1 protein-coding gene is annotated in these 2,138 nt (G+C 56.4%); it reads right to left on the bottom strand.

The features are described 5' to 3' along the window. Positions 1 to 351: 351 nt before the first annotated feature. On the bottom strand, positions 352 to 1,734 hold the full coding sequence (locus ACFU7Z_RS38945; RefSeq protein WP_380782886.1) for a hypothetical protein: 1,383 nt from the start codon (positions 1,732 to 1,734) through the stop codon (positions 352 to 354). Positions 1,735 to 2,138: the final 404 nt, after the last annotated feature.

The raw sequence follows: 2,138 nt of genomic DNA, 5'->3' as shown, positions 1-2,138 counted from the left end.
GGAATCCACGCTGACCAGCGACAGGTCCGCTGTCCCCTCGCGAGCGGCCTGGGCGATCAGGCCTTCATGGCGCCGGGAGGCGTTACGGCAGTGGCTATCGTGGGATAACACATCGCGACTCATGATGGAGTATCGGGGCTTATTTCCACAGTTCGAACGACAGAAGCTGCGGACCCAGACGGGCGTCGCTAGCGACGTTTTAAAGCTGGCGACGACGCGGCCATGGAATTCTGCCTGCCCCCTTAGAGGGTTCTCATTGTGCGCTTCTTGAAGATGCCTTGACTTCAGACTATTCGCGAGAACCGCGGCGAGGGACCCCGAGGCGGAACCCAGAAGCCTAAAATTCGCGGCTCACCCTTCGATTTCACCTGCTTCGAATTCCTCTGCTTGACCCGGGGCATCGACACTCTCAGCAAGGGGATAGGCTATCCGCACATCGGCCAATAGTGGCCATTCATTGTATTCGTTCGAAGAAATCTCACCCTTGGCAATCAGCTTCAGCGCCAGTAGGTGCGCTGCTTCATTCTGATCCAAGAGGGCATGGCGGGCAAGTTCAAACTCTGACTTGAGTGAAGATGTATCCCAGGATTCCACATCCCCCCTGATGACTGCAAGCCCCTCGGAGTTCTTTCGCGCTATCCAGTAATTCACCTTCATCATGGTGCGCTTGTGATCATCGTCGAGCGTCATGGAGAGCCGCCCCGACAAGCGCGCGGCCACCTTCCATCTCCTCTCCTGCAGAGCCGAATATGCGATCGCCATGAATTCTGCTTGAATTGCCCGCGTGATTGATGGTGACCTGACTAGGGAATCGGCGATTGCGCTAGAAAGAAGCACTCCGAGCGTAAGGATCTGATCCAGTGCCGCGAGCAGGTAGCCCTCACTGACGGTCAGGCGACCCCCAAGGCCGGGGGAGGTGTCAGTTGTCGGGACTTTTGCTAGATACTGCCTTGAAACAATGCCACCATTGTGCACTATCACGTGGCGCCGCTGGAATATTTCGCGGATCAGGCTTTCCGTTAGGGCGATGTCACTGAACTTTATCTTAAGCTTCTTGTCCAGCCACTCCATCCAATCATCAAAGCCCCTCCACATCAACTGCTCAACCTGCCGGTCCGCGTGAAAGTCTCGCAGCTCTTCCAGGCTTCCGAACCTCTGAATATCCTCCCAGGAGAATTGCTGATCCTTACTAGCGAGCGCCTGGGGGCGCAATGTGTAGTACACTCCAACCATCCTCGAAAAGAGGACCTCAAAATCACCGACGGCGGTTGTTAGAAGCGAAGACCTGAGTACGTCGACGCGCGTCTTCTTTCGGTAGACACTCAGCATCTTTCCGAGATTCTCCTTGACGTCGAATCCCCCGGACTCCAGACTCTTGAATTGATCATCGAGCCGCGCAACCAACTCCCCAGATCGCATGTTAAATTCAGGGTTTGGATCACCTCCAGGGCCACGCAGATCCCCCTTAGACTCATATTCTCGAATCAGACTCTTGCTACTTTCGAAAAAATCCGCAAGGGCGCCTGCAGCATCCCGCGCTTTATCGATATCATTTTCACTGGACGATATCGCGGTTATCGATATTTCGATTTCTTCGGAATCCAGAGACTTTCCATGCCGTGTTGCAAACTCGGAAAGATCTCTGACTGCGTCAAGCGCGTCTCTGAAACGCCGAAGGGCGCCTCGAAATGCCTGCAGTGCTTCCAGCTCACGCTGGTACGCCGTGTCATTCATGGACGTACCCTAGGCCCCTGATGCCCCGTCGGGAAGGTGAAGCGGCAGACCTGCTGTGGGGTTCGCAGAATGTCCCGTAGTCGGTCAAACTGTCAATCGGCCAGGAGTGGCGCCTATGTTGGTCAGCAAGTGAGGCTCGGATGGAGGGTCCGGTCCAAGGCGGCTCTCCTGGCGTGTTGAGCACCAGACCGCTGGTGGGCCGTGCGAGGCGTACCAGGGGTGACCACTGTTGCGACGGCAACCAGGCTGGCCAGCGAGGCTGGCTTGTGCCCAGTCACTGACCAGCCCAGGGCTAGATCAGAACTTGGACACTAGGGCCTGTGTGATGTTGTGATCAGTTGGGTGGTCGCACGAGGTCGTCTATCCAGATCATTGAGGCGCGGAGGTGGAGGCCTGCGAGGTAG

Source organism: Kitasatospora sp. NPDC057518 (assembly GCF_042802075.1).
Lineage (GTDB): Bacteria > Actinomycetota > Actinomycetes > Streptomycetales > Streptomycetaceae > Kitasatospora.
The sequence above is the reverse complement of the archived record's forward strand: the minus strand, read 5'-3'. Positions and strand labels throughout refer to the sequence as shown.

Excerpts from the sequence above, each read along its gene's own strand:
- ACFU7Z_RS38945 (WP_380782886.1), bottom strand. The coding sequence starts at position 1,734 with ATGAATGACACGGCGTACCAGCGTGAGCTGGAAGCACTGCAGGCATTT.